Consider the following 19,924-nt stretch of genomic DNA (forward strand, 5'->3'; position numbering starts at 1 on the left):
CACGCCGCCGGACGTCCGTTTTCCAACCAGTAAGGTAGTTGAGTGACTTTACCGCTGCACATCCCTGATTTCCACGGGTCCACGCCCGCCTCGCTCCGGCTGTTCACGTCAGAGTCGGTGACCGAGGGGCATCCCGACAAGATCTGTGACCAGATCAGCGATGCGATCCTCGACGCGCTGCTGGCCAAGGACCCCGAATCCCGCGTCGCCGTGGAGACCCTGGCCACCACCGGCCTGGTCCACGTCGCCGGCGAGGTCACCACGGATGCCTACGTCGAGATCCCGCAGATCGTCCGGGAGACCATCCTCGGCATCGGCTACGACTCCTCGGCGAACGGCTTCGACGGCGCCCGCTGCGGTGTGTCCGTCTCCATCGGCCAGCAGTCCAACGACATCGCCGGCGGCGTGTTCAACTCCCTCGAAGCACGCGAAGGACGCCAGGAGGACGACTACGACCTCCAGGGCGCGGGCGACCAGGGCCTCATGTTCGGCTACGCCAGCGACGAGACCCCCTCCTACATGCCCGTCCCGATCTGGCTCGCGCACCGGCTCTCCGAGCGGCTCACCGAGGTCCGCAAGAACGGCCTCCTCGGTTACCTCCGCCCGGACGGCAAGACCCAGGTCACCGTGGGTTACGACGGCGACCGGCCGGTCTCCGTCGAGACCGTCGTCATCTCCAGCCAGCACGCCGAAGGCGCCAGCCTCGAGCAGCTCCGCGCCGACCTGGCCGAGTACGTGGTCGATCCCGTCATGGCGCTGTCCAACCTGGACATCTCGCGGACCAAAAACATCCTCAACCCCGCCGGGGCGTTCGTCATCGGCGGACCCGTCGGCGATGCCGGCCTCACCGGCCGCAAGATCATCGTCGACACCTACGGCGGCATGGCCCGCCACGGCGGCGGCGCCTTCTCCGGCAAGGATCCGTCCAAGGTGGACCGCTCGGCGGCCTACGCCATGCGCTGGGTGGCGAAGAACGTCGTGGCCGCAGGACTCGCCAAGCGCGCCGAAATCCAGATCGCCTATGCGATCGGCCAGGCCCGCCCCGTGGGAACCTACGTCGAGACCTTCGGCACGGAGACCGTGGACCCGGCCCGGATCAGCGCCGCGATCGCCGAGATCTTCGACCTGCGCCCCCGGGCCATCATCGACGCCCTCGACCTCAAGCGCCCGATCTATGCCAAGACGGCCGCCCACGGCCACTTCGGCCGCGAGGATCCCGATTTCACCTGGGAACGTCTGGACCGGGTGGATGACCTCAAGGCATTCTTCAACGCCTGAGGCGTTACTGCCGGCGCTTTTGATGTCACTGCGGTAGATGTCACTGCCTTAAATGTCACTGCTGTGTGATGTGCTGTAGCCAGGCCCCGATCCGGGGGCCTGGCTACTCTTTATTGCGCCGTTGCTGAACCGCTGCTGAACCGCCGCTGAAGGGAGGGAGGTGCCATGACGCCGGTCCATGGCGGCGCGACCGCGCCGGATGAACCCCTCCAGCTGTCCCTGCTCCACGGTTTCCCCACGGCCCGCACATCCGCCGCCGGCCCCGTCCTCGCGGCCCAATTGCCGGTGGCGCGGGTGCTGCTCGAATCCTCCCTCCCGCACCTGGACCGGCCGTTCGACTACAGCGTCCCCGCCAGCCTTGATGCCGCGGCGCAGCCCGGCACCCGGGTCAAGGTGAAGTTCAACGGCCAGGAACTTCCCGGCTACCTCGTGGACAGGACCGCGGAATCCGACGCCGGACACACTCTGGTGCCGCTGCACAACGTCGTCTCGCCCGTACCGGTGCTCACGCCGGCCGTCCTGGAACTCGCCGGCCGGGTCGCCGCGCGGTACGCCGGAACCGTCAGTGACGTTCTGCGCGTCGCCGTGCCGCCCCGGATGGCCAGACTGGAAAAGGAGTTCGCCCCCGGCGGGCGCCTGGACCCGGCGCTGTTCGCGGCCGGGACCGCTCCTGAAACTGCGGCAGCGGTCCCGGCCGCAGCGCCGGCCGCGGCCTGGTCCGCCTACCGCAACGGCCCGGCCTTCCTCCAGCACCTGAGCGCGGGGGAGTCCCCGCGCGCCGTGTTGAGCGCGCTGCAGGGCTTCGGCCCGGCAGGCTGGCCGCACCTGGTGGCGCAGGCCATCGCCGCCGTCCGCCTGTCCGGCCGCGGAGCCGTCGTCGTGGTACCCGACTACCGCGACCTGGAGCGGGTGGAGGCCGCGCTCCTCGAACTCCTTCCCGCCGGCGACATCGCCCGCCTGGCCGCGGATGACGGCCAGACGCCCCGCTACCGGAGCTTCCTGCGGCTGCTCAGCGGCGCCGCCGGCGTCGCCATCGGCACCCGCTCCGCCGCGTATGCGCCCGTCCACCGGCTCGGGCTCGTCATCTGCTGGGACGACGGCGACGACCTCCACATCGAGCAACGCTCCCCGTACGCCCACACCCGCGAGGTGCTGCTGCTCCGTGCCGGCCAGGAGGGTGCCGCGTGCCTGCTGGCCGGCCACGCGCGGAGCACCGAGACGCAGCGGCTCGTCGAGTCCGGCTGGGCCTGGCCCGTCGAAGCGGAACGCCCCGTCGTGCGGCGCACCGTCCCGCGGGTGCTCAACACGGCCGACAGCTTCGAGCTGGAGCATGATCCGCTGGCCCGGGTCGCCCGGCTGCCGGGCGCCGCCTGGCGTGCCGCCAAGGAGGGCCTGGAACGGGGTCCCGTGCTCGTCCAGGTGGCCCGGTCCGGCTACGCCCCCTCGCTTGCCTGCGAAAACTGCCGTGAACCGGCACGCTGCACCGCCTGCAGCGGCCCGCTGGCCATCGCCGGGTCCAGCGGCAGCTCCGCGGTGCCGCAATGCCGCTGGTGCTCCACCCCGGCCCCCGCCTGGCGCTGTGGCACCTGCAACGGCGCCAGGCTCCGGCGGGGCGCCACGGGGGCGCTCCGCACCGCCGAGGAACTGGGCCGGGCCTTTCCCGGACAGCCGGTCATCACCTCCTCCGGGGACCGCGTCCTGGCCGGCGTTCCTGACACCACGGCGCTTGTCGTGGCGACGGTAGGGGCAGAGCCGGTCGCCGCCGGAGGCTACGCCGCGGCCCTGCTGCTGGACGGTGACTCGCTGCTGCGACGGGAAAACCTCCGCGCCGGGGAAGACGCCGTCCGCCGCTGGTTCAACGCCGCCGCCCTCGTCCGCCCGGCGCCGGACGGCGGCCTCGTTGTCATCACCGCCGACGACGCCGCCGGCGTCGGCGCCCTGCTGCGCTGGGATCCCGCCGGCTATGCCCGCCGGGAGCTGGACCTGCGGCAGGAGCTCCAGCTTCCACCGGCCGTGCGGATCGCGTCCGTCACCGGCGGCCGGACCGCCGTCGGGCATTTCACCCAGGCCATCGAACAGCGGCTGGGCGCGCAGGGGATCGTGCTGCGGACGGCAGGGCCCGCTCCGCTGGTGCTGGCAGGGGCCGGGGCCGGCAGCCCGGCGGCGGGGGCACGGCAGCCACCGCGGGAGACCGGCGAGGACGTCCGGACGCTGATGTTCATCCCGTACGCCCAGGCCACGGAGGCCACCAGGGTGATGCGTGCGGTCAAGGCCGCCGCTGCCGCCAAACGCAGCGACGATCCGGTGCAGCTGCGGCTCGACGGCGTCGACGTCCTCTAGCGGCACCTAGGGAAGTGTTCCCGGAGCACGCTTGCGGTCCCGCAGCGCCACGGCTTCCGCGGCTGCGTCCACTAGCCGGCGGGCTGATTCGTCCCAGCTGAAGCCGGCGGCACGCTCCACCGAAAGCCGCGAGCGGGCCTTCCACAGCTCCGGCTGCTCCAGCGTCCGCACGGCCTGGGCGAACTCCGGGGGTGAGTCCGGGTGCACGTAGCTGGCGGCGTCTGCGCCCACTTCACGGAAGATCGGGATGTCGCTGGCGATGACGGGGGTGCCGTGGGACATGGCCTCCACGAGCGGGAGCCCGTAGCCCTCCGCCCTGGACAGGCTGATCAGGGCGGTGGTGCGGGCCAGCATGGCCTCGTACTCGGCGTCGGTCACGCCGTTGTGGAAGACGATCCTCGCGCCGTCCGGGGCCAGCTGCTCCAGCTCGGCGCGGCGCTCCGGGCTGATCCGGCTCAGCAGGTGCAGGGTCATGTCCGGCAGTTCCGCCATGCCCCGGATCATGGTCTCGACGTTCTTGTAGGGCATGAAGGAACCCATGTAGAGCAGCGTCTTGTCCGCGCCCGCCCCGGGGTCCCGGGGCGTATGGCCGTGCTGCGGGGCGTTGCCCACGATCCGGACGGGCCGCTTGGTGAGCCGGTACTTCGCGATCAGGGCCGCGGTGGTGGAGCTGATCGTTGCGACGACGTCGGCCCGGTTCAGCAGGAGGCGCTGCGGCCAGAAGGCCTTGTGGTAGAGGCGCCAGAGAACCCGGACCGGGGCCGGCAGGAACCCGGGCGGCGCCGGGTGCTCGTAGTAGATCAGATCGTGCAGCGTCAGCACCAGGGCGTAGTTCCGGCCCCAGCTCCCCATCGTCTGCATGGGGCAGACCACGACGTCGGCGCCGAGCCTGTTGACCCTGGCGGCCACGAACAGCTCGGCGGGGGAGAGCGGGCTGTTGATCAGGGTATACGGCACATCGGGCAGGAGCGCCAGCTGGCGGACGTCGCTGATGAGCATCGAGACATCCGCGATCCTTGCCGTCGCCGCGATGAGGCTGGCGCCGTAGCGGCTGATGCCGTCGTGCTGGTCCAGCCTGGTGAAGCGGGCATCGATCAGAATTTTCACGCGCTGTGGTCCTTCAGGAAGCGCCGGATGAAGCCCGCGGCAGGTTCCGGGGTTTCGTAGTGGATCAGATGCCCGACGCCCGGAATGACTTCCAGCGTCCCGTCCGGGAGCAGCGCCACGAGCTTGTGCTGGTCGGGGAGCATGGCGATCTCGTCCTTTTCCCCGGCGATCAGCAGCACGGGAAGCGTCAGGGCGCCGCCCACCTCGGACACATTGCTGCCGACGGAGGCCTTGAAGGCCTCCAGCAGGCTGTCCCGGTCGGCGAAGGCGGCGAAGTAGGCGCTGTGCTGGGCGTGGACAAACCGGCGGAGGTCCTTGTCCCTGGTCTTGGCCATGGCCTCGCTCATCGCCCGGACGATCAGCTGGCTGCGGAGCAGGGCGAGTCCGAGCTGCGCAGGGAGGCGTGCGGCGGCCTCGTAGTACAGCACGGCAAGCTTGGTCATAACGCCTTTGGGCCCCTCGAGGGCGGGGGCCGCAATCGGGTTGATCAGGATCAGCTCCGAGACGGCGCCGGGGTTGGCCGCCACGAAGTGGGCCGCGACGATCGAGCCGAAGGAATGTCCCAGCAGCACCGTCTCCGGGCCCAGGCCCAGGGCAGCCATGAAACCGCCGATGAACCGGCCGTAGCGGTCGACACTGTGTCCGCCGCCCTCGAACGCGGCGGAGCTGCCGAACCCGGGGAGGTCAGGCATGATGAGGCGCATGTCCGGCAGCTGGTCGGCCACCCGGAGCAGGCCGTGGTGGTCGCCGCGGAAACCGTGGATGACCAGGATGGTCCTGGTCTCCGGGGTTACGACGACGGGCTCGTAGCTCCAGTAGGCGACCCTGCCGCCGTCGAGGTCCACCGCCGCTGCCCGGGTGCGGGCGGCGAGCTCATCACTGAAAAGGGGCGCGGGGGTGGGCACAGTGTCCACGTGTTCCATTCGTTCGGATCCTAGCTGACGGTGTCGGGGTGGGAGCCGGTGCGGACGCCACGCTCCAGGGCGGCAAGGGCTTCCATGTCCGCCGCATCGAGGGCGAAGCCGAAGACGTCCAGGTTCTCCCGGAGCCGCGCGTAGGAGCTCGCCTTCGGGATGACAGCATTGCCCAGCTGGATGTGCCACCGGAGGACGATCTGCGCCGCGGTCCGGCCGTGCGCTGCAGCGAGCTCCAGCACCACCGGGTCCTGCAGGACCTGGCCGCGGCCGAGCGGGCTCCATGCCTCGGTGGTGATGCCGAGCTTGCGGTGCAGGGACCGCAGCTCCTCCTGCTGGAGCCAGGGATGGAGCTCGACCTGGTTCACGGCGGGGACCACCTCCGCGGATTCCAGCAGATGGTCCAGGTGGGCGGGCTGGAAATTGGAGACGCCGATCGCCCGCACCTTGCCTTCGCGGTACAGCGTCTCCATGGCCCGGTAGCTCTCCGTGTAGAGCCCGCGCGCGGCGCACGGCCAGTGGATCAGGTACAGGTCCACGTATTCCAGGCCGAGGTTGGAGATCGTGGTGTCGAAGGCGCGGAGGGTGGCGTCGTAGCCCTGGTCGTCGTTCCACACCTTGGTCGTGACGAACAGGTCCTCGCGCGAGAGCGCCGGGAAGGCTTCGCCTGAACCTCCCCGGGCGTCATCGCTGGTGGAGAATCCGGAGAGCGCCCCGATGCCCCTGCCGACGCCGGTTTCGTTGCCGTACATGGCGGCGGTGTCGAAGTGCCGGTAGCCGGCTTCCAGGGCCATCGTGACGATTCCGGCGGCCTCCGCCGGGGGAACCTTGTAGAGGCCGATTCCCAACTGGTCGATGAGGACGCCATTGTTGAGGCCGAGCCGGGGCGAGGGTTTCATAGCATTGACTTTACCGACTCCGCGGCCTGCCGCCCCAAGGGACAGGCCGTCCCGGCACGATCAGGACAGCCCGTCGAACGTGACCAGGCGCCGGGCGCTGGCCTCATCCAGGATCAGGTCGGTGGCGAGGCCCGCGGCCAGCGCGCCGCGCAGCCCGTTGATCTTGGAGGCACCGGACACCACACAGATACGACGCCGCACCTGGCGGAGCTGGGCGAGGTCCGGGCCCGTGGAGCGTTCGTTGAGGGTGATCCCGTCCGTGGAGCCGTCCGCCCGGAAGAAGACGGTGGCGACGTCCCCCACAACATCGGAACGGGCCAGCACGGACAGGTCATCCTCGTCCAGGTAGCCGCCGGCATAGACATGGCTCGGGTAGTCGGCGTCGACCGATCCGACACCGAAAATCGCGATGCTCATTCGTGACTGCAGCTTCAGGATCCGTTGAACACTGCGCTCATTCCACATGGCCGTTTTGGTCGCGGCGTGGTCGAAGAACGCCGGGACCGGGAACTGCTCCACCCGTGCATCGTACGCGCGGCCGAAGCGCCGCATGATGTCCGAGGCGTACGTGATGCCCGTGGTCTGCATGTTCCCGGCGCCGTTGAGCTGGACGATCACGCTGTCGTGGGTGATCTTCCGGGTCAGGTGCCGGCTCACGGCGCTCAGGGTGGAGCCCCACGCCACCCCGATGATGGCGTTGGAGTCCACCAGCGGGCCGATCGTCCGGGCTGCCTGCATGGCCACGCGGTCCAGTGTTTCCGCCTCATTGAGCGTGTCCACGACGGGAACAACGTGCACATCCACCTTGTAGTCGGCCCGGATCATGCGCTCCAGTTCGGGCCCGGTGTCCAGCGGGCTGCGGATCTGGATCTGCACGAGACCGGATTCGCGGGCCGCCGACAGGAGCCGCGAAACCGTGGACCGGGACGTCCGGAGTTCGCGGGCGATCGCGTCCATGGTCAGGTCCTGAAGGTAATACAGCTGGGCCGCGCGGAGGGCGTCGGAGTGTCGCGAGGGTGTCATCACTTTTCCGTCCTGCACGTTTGTGCATAGAGCTTGACTCCATTTTCCATTACTCCAAACAATAGTGTTGAACGGCGCCGCGCCCTAGGGCTCGGCGCATCTGGCCAAACCCAAGGAGCAGTATTGGGACACAAGGATTCATCCCGCATCCCGGCCCCCGCCGGCGGCCGCGCAGCGGTGCAGAAGCTGCGGACGCGGCGGCACGCGCAGGTGCTCATCATCGGCGGCGGCATCAACGGGGTGGGCACCTTCCGGGACCTGGCACTGCAGGGTGTGGACGTCGCCCTCGTCGAGCGCGGCGACTATTGCCAGGGCGCCAGCGGCGCCTCCTCGCACATGATCCATGGCGGCATCCGGTACCTCGAAAACGGCGAATTCCGCCTCGTGCGGGAGTCCGTGGCCGAGCGCAACCGCCTCCTGCGCATCGCTCCCCACTATGTAAAACCGCTGCAGACCACCATTCCCATTTTCAGCACCTTCTCCGGCGTCCTCGCCGCACCGCTTCGCTTCCTGACCCACAAGAGACAGGGCACGCCCCGGGAGCGCGGAGCCTTCCTGATCAAACTCGGCCTGAGCCTGTACGACTTCTTCTCCCGCGGCTTCCTTTCGATCGGGCAGGGCGCCGTGCCGCGGCACCAGTTCCGCGGCCGCCGGCAGGCCCTCGCCGAGCTGCCACGGCTGCACCCGGGCGTGAAGTACACCGCAACGTACTTCGACGCCTCGGTGCACAACCCGGAGCGGCTGACCCTCGACGTGCTGCAGGACGGTGAAAAGGCCGGCGCGGCAGGCGGCACGGCCCGCGCCAGCAACTACGTCTCGCTCGTTTCCGGGCCGGCCGGCGGAGCCGGAACGGGAACCGGAGCCGGACCCGGAACCGGGAGCACCGTCAGGCTCCGCGATGAGCTCACCGGGGAGGACTTCGACTTCACTGCGGACGTCATCGTGAACACCACCGGTGCCTGGGTCGACCTGACCAACCAGGCCATGGGCGCGGCCTCGACGTTCATGGGCGGCACCAAGGGCTCGCACATTGTGCTGGACCACCCGGAGCTGCTGGCGGCGTGCAACGGACGGGAGATCTTCTTCGAACACACCGACGGCCGGATCGTGCTGATCTACCCGATGGGGGACCGGGTCCTCGTGGGCACCACCGACGTGGAGGCGGACATGGCCGAGGACGCCGTCTGCAGCGAAGCCGAGATCGACTACTTCTTTGACCTGATCGGCCATGTGTTCCCGGGGGTCGCGGTGGGCCGCGGGCAGATCGTCTATTCCTTCGCGGGCGTGCGCCCCCTGCCGAAGCACGACGCCACCCAGCCCGGCTTCGTCAGCCGGGACTACCGGATCGAGCGCCGCGCCGGGTCCGCACGCGGCGCAAAGGGTGCGGCGGGAGCCGGCGGCGGCGCCGTCGTCCTCAGCCTCGTGGGCGGCAAATGGACCACCTTCCGGGCTCTGGCCGAACACCTGAGCAATGACATCCTCGCCGAACTCGGCATGGAACGGAAGGTCTCGACGGCGAAGCTCCCCATCGGCGGCGGCGCGGGCTTCCCGGACACTGAGGACGGCATCCAGCGCTGGATCAAGGCGCACCTGGCAGCAGGCCGCGGTGCCGACCGCACCGCCGGGCTGCTGGCCCGGTACGGGACCCGTGCCGCGGACGTCATCGCCTTCCTCGACGGCGCGCTGGACAGCGACGGGAACAGTGCGCCGGACCGGCTCCTGCACTCCACCCGCGAACTCAGCGTCCGCGAACTGGAGTTCATGGCGCAGCACGAGCAGATCGGGCACCTGATCGACGTCCTGATCCGCCGCACCCCGCTGGCCTTCCGCGGCCTGGTGACCGGCGAACTGCTCAACGAAGTTGCCGGCATCCTGTCCGGCCCGCTCGGCTGGGACGCGGCAACGCGGGCCTGGGAAATCAGCCACGCCCAGGAGGTGCTCCAGCGGTTCCACGGCGTCCGGGTCCACAGCCTGGTCGCCTGACACGAATTGCGTGACCGGGTGGGGAAGCCCGGGAGCAAGGACTGCACGGTCCGCCCCGGCGGCCGGCGCAGTGGCTGGCCGGCGGCGCCAACGCAAGGCCGGCACCACGGCCCTTCAAACCCGCGAAGGGCCGACAACAGAAAATAGAGGAGAGTCAAAGATGTCTCTTGGATTAGTTTTCCTGTCTGAAGTATTCGGAACCATGATGCTCACCCTGCTGGGTTGCGGCGTGGTGGCCAACGTTGCGCTGAAGGGCACGAAGGGCAACGCTGGTGGTTTCCACCTGGTGAACTGGGGCTGGGGCCTCGCGGTCATGGCTGGTGTGTTTGTTGCTGCCAAGTCCGGGTCCCATCTGAACCCCGCCGTGACCCTGGGCATCGTGTCCAGCGGCGCCAAGGAGTTTGTCCCCGGCATTCCCGTTGATGCCGCATCGATCTTTACCTACTTCGGCGGGGAACTGGTGGGCGCCTTCATCGGTGCCGTGGTCTGCTGGCTGGCCTACAAGCAGCACTTCGACGAGGAGCCGCTGGCCGCCAGCAAGCTGGCGGTGTTCTCCACCGGCCCGGCCCTGCGCAGCTATGGCTGGAACGTTGTCACGGAAATCATCGGCACCTTCGTGCTGGTCTTCGTGATCCTGATGTTCGGCAAGAACGCCGCTGGCCTTGGCCCGCTGCCGGTTGCACTGTTGGTTGTCGGTATCGGCGCCTCCCTCGGTGGGCCCACCGGCTACGCCATCAACCCCGCCCGTGACCTGGGCCCCCGCATCGCCCACGCCCTGCTTCCCATCAAGGACAAGGGCTCCAGCGACTGGGCCTACTCCTGGGTGCCGATTGTCGGACCGATCATCGGCGGCGTGCTGGGCGGCCTGATGTCCCAGTGGGTCCCGATCGTCGTCAAGTAGTCCCCGCGTCAAGATTTCCTGCATCCGCTCCTACAGAAAGAAACAACGATGTCCCAGTATGTAATTGCCATTGACCAGGGCACCACGTCAAGCCGCGCCATCGTGTTCGACCACAGCGGCAACATCGTCTCCTCAGGGCAGATGGAACACGAGCAGATCTTCCCGCAGGCCGGCTGGGTGGAGCACAACCCCACCGAGATCTGGAACAACACCCGCGAGGTCATCGGCTCCGCCCTGTCCAAGGCGAACCTGACCCGGCACGACATCGCCGCCGTCGGCATCACCAACCAGCGCGAAACCGCCGTCGTGTGGGACAAGACCACCGGCGAGCCCGTGTACAACGCGATCGTGTGGCAGGACACCCGCACGCAGCCGATCGTGGATGAACTGGCGAAGGACGGGGGAGTGGAACGCTTCAAGCAGAAGGTGGGCCTGCCGCTCGCGACCTACTTCTCCGGCACCAAGATCAAGTGGATCCTGGACAACGTCGAGGGCGCGCGGGCCAAGGCGGAAGCCGGCGACCTGGTGTTCGGAAACACGGACTGCTGGGTGCTCTGGAACCTGACGGGCGGGACCGACGGCGGCGTGCACGTCACCGACGTGACCAACGCGTCACGGACCATGTTCATGGATCTCGAGACGCTGTCCTGGGACGAGGAAATCCTGGCTGCCTTCGGCGTTCCGGCCTCCATGATGCCGGCCATCAAGTCCTCCTCGGAGGTCTACGGCACGGTGCACACCTCCCAGCTGCTGCGCGAGGTGCCCGTTTCGGGCATCCTGGGCGACCAGCAGGCGGCGACGTTCGGCCAGGCGGCGTTCGAGGCCGGGGAAGCCAAGAACACCTACGGCACGGGCTGCTTCCTCATCTTCAACACGGGTGAGGAAATCGTCCACTCCAAGAACGGGCTGCTGACCACGGTGGGCTACAAGCTCGGCGACGCTGCGCCGCACTACGCGCTGGAGGGCTCGATCGCGATCACGGGCGCCCTGGTGCAGTGGCTGCGGGACAACCTCGGCATGATCAGCAGCGCCCCGGAAGTGGAGACCCTCGCGGCCTCGGTGAAGGACAACGGCGGCGTGTACATTGTTCCGGCGTTCTCCGGCCTGTTCGCCCCGTACTGGCGCTCCGACGCCCGCGGCGCGATCGTCGGCCTGACCCGGTTCGTGAACAAGAGCCACATCGCGCGGGCCGCGCTGGAGGCCACCGCCTTCCAGACCCGCGAGGTGCTCGACGCCGTCAACGCGGACTCCGGCGTGCCGCTGACCGAGCTGAAGGTCGACGGCGGCATGGTCGCCAACGACGCCCTGATGCAGTTCCAGGCGGACATCCTCGGCGTTCCGGTGATCCGGCCGAAGGTCGTGGAAACCACGGCGCTGGGCGCCGCCTACGCGGCCGGCCTCGCCGTCGGCTTCTGGAAGGACCTGGGCGAGTGCTCGGCCAACTGGTCCGAGGACAAGCGCTGGGAACCGTCGATGGAGCCGGGCGAGCGGGACCGCCAGATGCGCCTTTGGAAGAAGGCCGTCACCAAGTCCATGGACTGGGTCGACGACGACGTCAGGTAAGAAGCCCGCGTACACCCGGGTACAACGGGAGCTCCGGCCAGGTAAACCTGGCCGGAGCTCTTTTCTGCCCTGTTGTTTATGGTGTATTCATGGTGCCTGTCCGGCGTCCGGTCAGGATGCGCCACCGGCGGGGGTTGAAACAACCGCACGCGGCGTCTTGGCGTAGACGTCCTTGCTGACCGTGTAGCCCCGCCTGTCCTGCTTCAACGCCTGCGCATTGACGCTTTCCAGCTCGGAGCGGGAGAGCTTCTTGATCTTGACGAGATCCATGAACTCCTGGTCGGCGCCGCTGACGGCGGTGACCTTCACGAGTCCGGTTCCGGCTGAATAGTACTTGCGCTGGTGGCCCGCGCTCGGCGGATCCAGCGGGTTGAATTCGTCGATCACCATCACATCGTTGTAGCAACCCGTCGGGACGCAGATGCGCTGATGCTTGTACCGGACGTCCCCGCAGTCCAGGAAGTCCACGCTGGGTGCGTAGGCCTGGACGTAGGCCGGAGTATTCCGGTGGGGATCGCCCTGCATAGCAATTCCGGCCTGCGCCTTGTCGATTCCGCTGATGAAGGTGCTGGGCGCACCCACGCGATGGCCGTTCTCGTACTCCTCAGGGTATTCGCCGAAGAGCCATACGCTGCCTTTCTTCGACTGGGAGAAGAAGGCAAGTTCGGATTCCACCAGTTCGCCGTCGGAGTAGTCGCGGTCCCACAGAACCAGGGTCTTGACGCCGTTGATCACCTTGGTCAGGCCGGTGACCGTATGGACGACGGTGTGTACGCTCTTCGTGCCGTCGGCCGAGACCACCTCTCCCGTCGTCGTGTACTGCATTCCGGGCGTCAGCGGGTTCCACTTGTTATCAATCCGCGGTGTCGACGGGAAGTCCGAGCGGACGAATTTGATCGCCGAGCCCGGCCCGCAGAGTTCCCGGGAATTCGGCACCGTGGCCGGCGCGGCGGGGGCAGCTGCCGATGCCGCCGTCGCCGTGGCCGTGGCCGTCAGCGATCCCAGAACCAGCAGGAGCGCGGAGCCGTATGCCGTCAATCGATTTCGCCGTTGATACATGTTTCGGGCCTCTCGTAGTGGATTGTCTGCAACAGCTAGACGGCCGGGGAAGCTTGCGGCTGCCGGGGCCGGCGCTCACGGGCAGGACGCCGTTTGGCGAACCGCAGGTAGAGCGACGGGACGATGAACAGGTTGACCAGGGTCGAGGTGACAAGGCCGCCCAGGATCACCACCGCCATGGGGTGTTCGATCTCGTGACCGGGAATATTGCCCATGACCACGAGTGGAACCAGGGCGAGGGCGGTGGCCAGGGTGGTCATCAGGATCGGAGACAACCGCTCGGCAGCACCACGCAGCACCAGTGCCGGGCCGAAGGCCATGCCCTCGTACTTTTCCAGGTGCTGGCAGTGGTTGATGAGCAGGATGCCGTTACGGGCCGCGATACCCATGACCGTCAGGAAGCCCACGAGCGAGCCCAGGGAGAGGATCCCGCCGCTGAGATGGGCGGCCAGGACTCCACCCACCAGGGCAACGGGCAACGTCAGGATGGCCAGTGTGGCCAGCCGCCAGCTCCGGAATGCTGCCTGGAGCAGGAGGAAGACGACGAGGACCGCGCCGATGCTGTAGACGAGCAGGCGCTGTGCCGCCGCCTGCCGCTCCGCATATTCGCCAAGGATGTCCACGCTGTAACCGACGGGGAATTCCACCGACTGGAGATCGGTCTCCAGCTTTTCCACGACCTTGGCCAGGTCGCCTTCCTTGACGTTGGCACTGACATCGAGACGCCGGGACCCCTCCGAGCGTTCGATCACGTTCGGTGTCGGCTTCACCGAAATCTTGGCGACATCGGCCATCCTGATTCTCTCTCCGCTCGGGGTATCCAGGGGGAGGTTCTCGATGCTCGATACACTGGTCCGGATTTCCGGCGGGCTCCACACCTGGACGTCGTAGGCCTTGCCGCCCCGGTAGACATCGCCCACTTCTTCGCCGGCAACGAGTGTGGCCGCGGCGCGCCGGACGTCGCCCGGTTTCAGGCCGTAGCGGTTGGCCGCGGGCAGGTCCACCTCAACATCGATCTGCGGCACGTTGACCTGCAGGGCAACCTTGGCGCCGATCGCGCCCTCGATTCCGCCGAGGACCTTCTTGACCTTGTCCGCCTGCTGGCGCAGCACGGGAAGATCGTCCCCGTACACCCGGACGACGATGGAGTAGCCGGTGCCCGTCAGCACTTCGCGGACACGTTCCTTGAGGTAGGTCTGGACGTCCCGGTGGATTCCGGGGTATCCGTCCACGATTTCCTGGACGGACGCGAGCGTTTCGTCGTAGTCCACCGAGGGGTCGATGCTGATCCAGTTTTCACCGAAGTTGACGCCCACCACCTCGTCGGCCGCGAAAGCCTGCCCGATGTGGGAGCCGCAGTTGTTCACGCCGGGTACCGTCATCAGTTCCTTGCAGGCAAGCTGGCTGACGCGCACTTCTTCGGAATTGGATGTGCCGGGCTGGGTGACCCAGTGCATCAGGAAATCCCGTTCCTTGAAGGAAGGCAGCAGTGACTGTCCCAGCAGCGGTGCCGCCACAATGCCCACGACGCCGAGGGCCGCTACCGCGAGGTAGCCGGGGACAGGCCGGCGGACACTGGGCCTCAGCACAGCCCGGTACCAGCGTTTGAGGACCCTGACCAGCGGCGGGTCCCGGTCCTCCAGCTTCGCGTTCCGAAGGAAGATGTAGGCCATGGCCGGGGTCACCGTGAGGGCCACGAGCATGGACGCCATCACCGCAAGGGTGTAGGACGTGGCGAGCGGACGGAAGAAGGCCCCGGTGAGGCCGTCCAGGAAGAAGATCGGCACCGTGGCGGCCACGATAATCAGGGTGGCGTACACAATCGGGCCGCGGACCTCCAGCGAGGCGTTCACGACCACCCGGGCGGTGCTTTCCGTTCCGCCGCTTGCCCGGTGCTGGCGCAGCCTTCGGACGATGTTTTCGACGTCGATGATGGCATCGTCCACCACCACCCCGACGGCGATCACCAGGCCCGCAAGCACCATCGTGTTGACCGTGCCCCCTGTCCAGTAGAGCACCAGGGCGGCGGCAACCAGCGACAACGGGATGGCCACGACGCTGACCAGCGCGGTCCGCCACTGGAAGAGGAAGAGGCTCAGCACCAGGACCACCAGGAGGCAGCCCAGCAGGAGGGCGACGCTGAGGTTGCCGAGGGATTCCTCAATGAACGACGCCGGCCGGAACAACGTGGTGTCCACATTGATCCCGGTTAGTCCGGGCTGGAGCTCCTTCAGGGCCTCTTCGACTCCACGGGTCACCTCGAGGGTGTTGCCCCACGGCAGCTTCTCCACTATGAGCATCAGCCCGGGCCCGCCGTTGATGACCGCGTCACCGATCAGCTGCTGATGGTCCTCCACCACGTTCGCGACGTCGGCGAGCCGCAGCGGAGGCTCGCCCTGTTCGCGCTCCACAGCAACCTGGGCGAGTTCCGCCGGCGAGGTGATGGGCTGTACGTGCCTGATGCTCATGGTCTGGCTGGGTGTTTCGAGCGCACCTCCGGTACCGATCAAGGCCCCGGGGGAGTACTTGAGCAGGCCCGCGTCCAGGGCATCGGAGGTGGAGCTCATCACGTTCTCCAGCGTGACGTTGTGGGCGGCCAGCTTGGCCGGGTCCACCTGCACCTGCAGCATCTGGAGCCGCTCCCCCCAGATCGCGACGTTCGCGACCCCCGGGACCCTGAGCAGGTGCGCCCTGATGTTCCAGTAGGAAAGCATGGACATCTCGATGAGGGAGCGGGTGTCGGAGGAGAGACCGATCTTCATGACGCGGCTCGTGGAGGACAACGGCTGAAGCATCAGCGGGGGCGCCGCCCAGGTCGGCAGCGTCGGGATGACTGTTGCCATCCGCTCGGACACCAGTTGCCTGGCCGCGAGCAGATCGGTGCCGGCCTTGAACTCCATCACAATCGATGAAAGTTGGGACACCGACTTGGACCGCATCTGGTCCAGGCCGTCGATGCCGTTGAAGGCCTCTTCCATCGGAACTGTGACAAGTTCCTCGACTTCAGAGGCCGTGAGGCCCAGACAAGCCGTCTGGACCTCAACCCGCGGCGGTGCAAACTCCGGAAAGACATCCACCGAAGCATTGCTCAGTTGCGTACCGCCGACGATCATGAGGGCCGCCGCCATCGCTATGATGACGGAGCGGAACCTCAGGCTTGCTGCGATAATCCGGCGCATGTCAGCGCGCCGTGTCGAACTCGGCGCCGAACAACTCAGCCGCGCCGACCGTCACGACAGCCGTGCCGGCCGGGGGGCCGGCGTTGGCGGTCACCACGCCGGCTTCCACCTTCGCGACCGTGACTGCCTGCCGCTCGTACACCCGCGGGGCCGGGTTGATGTAGACCCACGTCTTTCCGCTCGAGTCGTACAACAGCGCGGAGTACGGCAGGAGGACATCCGTTCCGCCGGCACCCGGTTTGACGGTGTCGGTTTTCAGCTCGAGCCGCTCCAGTCCCCGTTCGGTCAGAGTGATCCTGGCAATTCCGGTGGTGGTGTTCTTTTCAACGCTGGCGGGCTCGTTGGCGGCTACTACCGCCGGGGCCGCCCCCGGCGACTGCGCGCAGGCCGGGAGGGAGAACAGAACTGCTGCACAGACAGCGGCCGCCAGGGGCAGGCGCCGCACGGGCTTTTGGCTGGTCATGATACTTCCACCTTTTCCTGCGTAACGGGCATGACGGGAACTTCGGATTCGTAGACGGATGACCACTCTTCGGGAGCCGTGCGGGGACCGAACCCAAGCATGAGCAGAGGGAGAGCGAACAGTCCGACGAGAGTCGTGGTGACGAGTCCGCCGCCTACGATGAGCGCCATCGGGCCGAGGACGGACTCGCCGATGGTGCCGCCAAATACTGCCGGGGGGATCAGGATGAGCACGGTGACGATGGCCGTCTTGAGAATCGGCGACACCCGGTCACGGGCCGCCATCAGGACGACGCCGGCGTAGGACTCCTGCGGGGCTTCCCGCCACAGCTCGTCGGCACGGGCCGACAGCAGGGCTGCGTTGCGGGCGGCAATGGCGAGGACGGCAGCAAATGCCGCCAGCGCCATCCATGACATGGCGGCGCCGCTGATCCATGCGGCGACCGCACCGCCGGCCAGCGCGGCCGGAAGGGCCAGGAAGACGGCGAGCGCCAGATTCCAGCTGCGGAGGGCTGTCTGCAGCAGGATCAGCACCGCCAGGAGTGCGGCCGCGCCCAGCCAGAGGACCAGGGTGTCGGCGGCCTGCAGCTCACTGTATTTGGTCGGTATTTCGGCGTGATATTCCAGCGGGAACTGGATCTGCTTCACGGCAGCGTTAATATCGCGCTGGATATCGGCCAGCGGCCGGGACCCGATGTCGGCTACGACGTCGATCCGCCGCGAGGTGTCATCGTGCAGGATGACGACCTCGTTGGGCACGAGGCGGACGGCGGCGATCTGGCCCAGCTGGACGTGGCCCCCGCCGGGCGTATCGAGGAGCAGCTCACGGATGCTGGTCAGGTCGTCCCTGACATCGAGCGCGCCGCGTACGACGACCTCGAAAACCTTCTGCTGTTCAAAGAGGTTGCCGACGACGATTCCCTGCATCAGGGTCGCGGCGGCGCGCCTGGCGTCGCCGGGCTTGATGCCGACCTTCTGGGCGGCCTCGAGGTTGACTTCAACTTCCACGATGGGTGTCTTGGTCGTGGCGTTGATCCTTGGATTCGATACGCCGTTGATGTTCGCGAGGGCCTTGCGGACCTCTTCCGCCTTTTCGCGCAGCACCGGCAGTTCCGTGCCGTAGACCCGGACTGCGAAACCCGGCTCCAGGCTGCTGCGGAGTTCGCCGATCTTCTGCTGCGAATAGTTCAGCACGTTGTTTGCGATCCCCGGGTAGCCCTGGACCACGTCCCGGACGGCCTGCTCAGTGTTGCTGAAGTCGGCGTCGGCTGCGATTGAAACCCACAGCTCGGCGGAGCTGTTTCCGACGACCTGGTCGGAGGAAATGGCCCGGCCGATGTGTCCGCCGACCCCCGACACGCCCGGCAGGGCACGCAGTTCCTCGGAGGCCTTGGAGGCGATCCTGCGGACCTCGTCGTTGGAGGTCCCGGCCATGGAGTCCCACTGGACCAGCAGGGTCCGCTCCGGCATGGTTGGCACGACCGGCAGGTTGGTGACCAGCTGTGATCCGGCGGCAACGCCCAGAACGCCGACGACCGCGATGGCCGCAACGCCGAGCGCCGTCCGGGAGCGGGCACCGGCGAGGGCCCGTTCGTAGTAGGCCTTCACGCGGCCGGCCCCGGGAAGCTCATTCCTGGTGACGGTCCCGCGCGGCAGGAGGAGCCGTGCCAGTACCGGCGTGACAGACAGGCCGACGAGCAACGCGGCCAGCAGGGCCAGCATGAGCGACCAGAACAACGGCTGGAAGAACGATCCGCCGATCCCGGTGACGAAGAGGGTCGGAACGAGGGCTATCACCATGATCAGGGACGCATGGAACAGCGGTGTCCTGACGCTCCGCCAGGGTGTGACAGCAGCGCGGGACCTGGTCTCCGGGTCCGCCGGCGCCGTGGGACGCCGCCGTTGTGCCTGGACGTCTTCCACGATGTCGCCCACGATCACGGAGATCGCCAGCATGATCCCTGCCAGCACCGTGATATTGAGGGTGGCGTCCCGGAGGTAAAGGACCACCGCCGCGGCCGCGACGGTGGTCACGATTGCCACGAGGGCAACGACCGCCACACGCCAGGAGCGGAACAGCAGCCAGAAGAGCGCGACGGCGGCCAGCAGGCTGATCAGCAGCCCGAGCCCGAGCCCGTCCACCGCGTTCTGGAGGAAGGAGGCGGGCCGGAAGACGGAGGTGTCCATCTGGATGCCCGTGAGACCGGGTTCCAGGTCCTTGAGGGCGGCCTCGATGTCCTTCGTCACCTGCAGGGCGCTGGTTCCCGGGAACTTTTCAACGACCAGCAGGAGACCGGCGTCCTGTCCCACAACGGCGTCGCCGATCAGGGGCTGGTGGTCTTCCTTGACTTGGGCGATATCACCCAGGAGCAGCTGCGGATTTGTGTCTTCGACGCTGACCTTGGCCAGGTCCGCCGGCGTGCGGATCGGAAGGACATGCTGGATGCCGAGGCGCTGGCTGGGCGACTCCACGAAGCCGCCGGTGCCCGGCGTCGATGCCTCGAGGAAGCTCAGGGGGGACACCCATACGGCGTTGCCGGTCGTCTTGATGACCTGCTCCAGGGTGATGCCCATTTCCTGCAGCTGGGTCGGCTTGACCTCGACCTGCAGCTGCTGCTCACGCTGGCCCCAGATGGACACGTTGGCCACGCCTGGAATGCCGATCAGGCGGGGCTTGATCTTCCACCGGGCCAGCACCGACATTTCGATGCCGGAGAGCTGTTTGGAGTTCATCCGGACCATCAGCACGCGGCTGGTCGATGACGTCGGCTGCATGATCAGGGGCGGTGCCGAAACGTTGGGCAGCGCCACCGCCTGGGTCATCCGCTCGGCCACCAGCTGGCGGGCACGCAGCAGGTCCGTGCCCGGCTCGAACACGAGGTCGATTGACGACAGGCCCGGAACTGATTTTGAGCGGATCTCGTCGAGCCAGGCGACCCCGTTGAGGAGGTCGGCTTCCATCGGGGAGGTAATGAGCTGCTCGACCTCGACAGCGGATAGACCCAGGGCTTCAGTCTGGATCTCGATGTGCGCGGGGGCAAATTCGGGCATGCTGTCCACGGCAATGTTCGGGACGTTCACAACACCGAAGGAAATGACTCCGGCAGCGAGGGCAAGCACGAGGATTCGGAACTGCAGACTGAAACGGGTAACCCAGCCAAACATGGCTAGCCCATTTCCGGCTGGCCGGCGCGGCAGCGGTCGGTCAAGCGATAG

The 19,924-nt window shown here is 67.6% G+C and carries 13 protein-coding genes; 5 read left to right on the forward strand and 8 right to left on the reverse strand.

All coding sequences use genetic code 11. The features are described from left to right. Window positions 1-42: 42 nt before the first annotated feature. Together metK and ACQCSZ_RS07940 are read left to right on the forward strand one after the other, a co-directional pair. Entirely contained in the window at window positions 43-1,278 is a 1,236-nt protein-coding gene (gene metK, locus ACQCSZ_RS07935) for a methionine adenosyltransferase (RefSeq protein WP_211881010.1), read from the forward strand. A 165-nt stretch (window positions 1,279-1,443) separates the two neighbouring features. Further along, window positions 1,444-3,618, forward strand: a complete 2,175-nt coding sequence (locus ACQCSZ_RS07940) for a primosomal protein N' (protein WP_427007478.1) — start codon at window positions 1,444-1,446, stop codon at window positions 3,616-3,618. A gap of 6 nt (window positions 3,619-3,624) precedes the next feature. Here ACQCSZ_RS07940 and ACQCSZ_RS07945 read toward each other — a convergent pair whose 3' ends face one another. From ACQCSZ_RS07945 to ACQCSZ_RS07960, 4 genes are read right to left on the reverse strand one after another with little or no spacing between them, the layout of a single operon-like run. Then, on the reverse strand, window positions 3,625-4,725 hold the full coding sequence (locus ACQCSZ_RS07945) for a glycosyltransferase family 4 protein (RefSeq protein ID WP_427007479.1): 1,101 nt from the start codon (window positions 4,723-4,725) through the stop codon (window positions 3,625-3,627). Further along, window positions 4,722-5,648, reverse strand: coding sequence for an alpha/beta fold hydrolase (locus ACQCSZ_RS07950; protein WP_427007480.1), 927 nt, complete (start codon window positions 5,646-5,648; stop codon window positions 4,722-4,724). Before ACQCSZ_RS07950 ends, ACQCSZ_RS07945 begins: the two co-directional genes overlap by 4 nt. Window positions 5,649-5,659: 11 nt before the next feature. After that, entirely contained in the window at window positions 5,660-6,538 is an 879-nt protein-coding gene (locus tag ACQCSZ_RS07955) for an aldo/keto reductase (RefSeq protein ID WP_427007481.1), read from the reverse strand. Between the two features lie 60 nt (window positions 6,539-6,598). Next, window positions 6,599-7,561, reverse strand: a complete 963-nt coding sequence (locus ACQCSZ_RS07960) for a sugar-binding transcriptional regulator (protein WP_427007482.1) — start codon at window positions 7,559-7,561, stop codon at window positions 6,599-6,601. Between the two features lie 123 nt (window positions 7,562-7,684). Between ACQCSZ_RS07960 and ACQCSZ_RS07965 the strand changes: the two genes are divergently transcribed. The 3 genes from ACQCSZ_RS07965 to glpK all read left to right on the forward strand — a co-directional run bounded on the left by ACQCSZ_RS07965 (window position 7,685) and on the right by glpK (window position 12,008). Then, the gene (locus tag ACQCSZ_RS07965; protein WP_427007483.1) at window positions 7,685-9,544 is read left to right on the forward strand and encodes a glycerol-3-phosphate dehydrogenase/oxidase; all 1,860 of its coding nucleotides are present in this window, start codon (window positions 7,685-7,687) and stop codon (window positions 9,542-9,544) included. A 160-nt stretch (window positions 9,545-9,704) separates the two neighbouring features. Then, a complete protein-coding gene (locus ACQCSZ_RS07970) occupies window positions 9,705-10,445 on the forward strand; it encodes an MIP/aquaporin family protein (RefSeq protein ID WP_427007484.1) in 741 nt (246 codons plus the stop codon). A 48-nt stretch (window positions 10,446-10,493) separates the two neighbouring features. Next, window positions 10,494-12,008, forward strand: a complete 1,515-nt coding sequence (gene glpK / locus ACQCSZ_RS07975; RefSeq protein ID WP_427007485.1) for a glycerol kinase GlpK — start codon at window positions 10,494-10,496, stop codon at window positions 12,006-12,008. Window positions 12,009-12,119: 111 nt separating this feature from the next. On the opposite strand, the gene ACQCSZ_RS07980 is transcribed toward glpK, so the two are convergent. The 4 genes from ACQCSZ_RS07980 to ACQCSZ_RS07995 are packed head-to-tail and all read right to left on the reverse strand — an operon-like array spanning window position 12,120 to window position 19,873. Continuing rightward, entirely contained in the window at window positions 12,120-13,046 is a 927-nt protein-coding gene (locus ACQCSZ_RS07980) for a hypothetical protein (RefSeq protein WP_427007486.1), read from the reverse strand. A gap of 56 nt (window positions 13,047-13,102) precedes the next feature. Continuing rightward, window positions 13,103-16,246: an efflux RND transporter permease subunit gene (locus ACQCSZ_RS07985; RefSeq protein ID WP_427007487.1), complete on the reverse strand. Its 3,144-nt coding sequence runs from the start codon at window positions 16,244-16,246 to the stop codon at window positions 13,103-13,105. A 1-nt stretch (window position 16,247) separates the two neighbouring features. After that, window positions 16,248-16,709 carry a hypothetical protein gene (locus ACQCSZ_RS07990; RefSeq protein WP_427007488.1) on the reverse strand — a complete coding sequence of 154 codons (462 nt, stop codon included), beginning with the start codon at window positions 16,707-16,709 and terminating at the stop codon, window positions 16,248-16,250. Then, complete coding sequence (locus ACQCSZ_RS07995) at window positions 16,706-19,873, reverse strand: efflux RND transporter permease subunit (protein WP_427007489.1); 3,168 nt, start codon at window positions 19,871-19,873, stop codon at window positions 16,706-16,708. Before ACQCSZ_RS07995 ends, ACQCSZ_RS07990 begins: the two co-directional genes overlap by 4 nt. Between the last annotated feature and the right edge of the window lie 51 nt (window positions 19,874-19,924).

The organism is Pseudarthrobacter sp. H2, from assembly GCF_050157045.1.
Taxonomy (GTDB): Bacteria; Actinomycetota; Actinomycetes; order Actinomycetales; family Micrococcaceae; genus Arthrobacter.

What these genes read in the sequence shown, in the direction of transcription:
- ACQCSZ_RS07960 (WP_427007482.1), bottom strand. Translation starts at nt 7,561, where the DNA reads ATGACACCCTCGCGACACTCCGACGCCCTCCGCGCGGCCCAGCTGTAT.
- glpK (WP_427007485.1), top strand. Translation starts at nt 10,494, where the DNA reads ATGTCCCAGTATGTAATTGCCATTGACCAGGGCACCACGTCAAGCCGC.
- ACQCSZ_RS07990 (WP_427007488.1), bottom strand. Translation starts at nt 16,709, where the DNA reads ATGACCAGCCAAAAGCCCGTGCGGCGCCTGCCCCTGGCGGCCGCTGTC.
- ACQCSZ_RS07955 (WP_427007481.1), bottom strand. Translation starts at nt 6,538, where the DNA reads ATGAAACCCTCGCCCCGGCTCGGCCTCAACAATGGCGTCCTCATCGAC.
- ACQCSZ_RS07970 (WP_427007484.1), top strand. Translation starts at nt 9,705, where the DNA reads ATGTCTCTTGGATTAGTTTTCCTGTCTGAAGTATTCGGAACCATGATG.
- ACQCSZ_RS07995 (WP_427007489.1), bottom strand. Translation starts at nt 19,873, where the DNA reads ATGTTTGGCTGGGTTACCCGTTTCAGTCTGCAGTTCCGAATCCTCGTG.
- ACQCSZ_RS07940 (WP_427007478.1), top strand. Translation starts at nt 1,444, where the DNA reads ATGACGCCGGTCCATGGCGGCGCGACCGCGCCGGATGAACCCCTCCAG.
- ACQCSZ_RS07985 (WP_427007487.1), bottom strand. Translation starts at nt 16,246, where the DNA reads ATGCGCCGGATTATCGCAGCAAGCCTGAGGTTCCGCTCCGTCATCATA.
- ACQCSZ_RS07950 (WP_427007480.1), bottom strand. Translation starts at nt 5,648, where the DNA reads ATGGAACACGTGGACACTGTGCCCACCCCCGCGCCCCTTTTCAGTGAT.